Raw genomic sequence first — 268 nt, forward strand, 5'->3', positions numbered from 1 at the left:
GTGGTCGGCCAGCGCCGACCGGCAGTTCTCCGAGCGCCTGCGCAAGGCCGGCTTCAAGGCCGAGGAAGTGCAGGTCTTCGCCCATGGCAATCGCGGCACCCGGCACACCATCTGGATTGCCGAGAAGCTCAAGGCCTGAGCTAAACTTTGTCCATTACCGTCATTAGTCCTTCTACAAAGGTGAACCCATGAGTTCGTCCACTCCCCCGTCCAACACCGCCAAGCTGGACCGTATCCTTGCCGACGCCCAGCGCGACCGGGAAATGGG

1 pseudogene is annotated in these 268 nt (G+C 61.9%); it reads left to right on the forward strand.

Features of this window, described 5'->3' with window-relative positions:
- Positions 1–188 precede the first annotated feature (188 nt).
- Positions 189–268 (forward strand): annotated as a pseudogene (locus tag R0J88_RS20590) (HNH nuclease family protein); the annotation flags it as partial.

Origin of the sequence: Pseudoalteromonas sp. SIMBA_162, assembly GCF_046535955.1 — a bacterium.
In the GTDB taxonomy this organism is placed as follows: domain Bacteria; phylum Pseudomonadota; class Gammaproteobacteria; order Enterobacterales; family Alteromonadaceae; genus Pseudoalteromonas; species Pseudoalteromonas marina.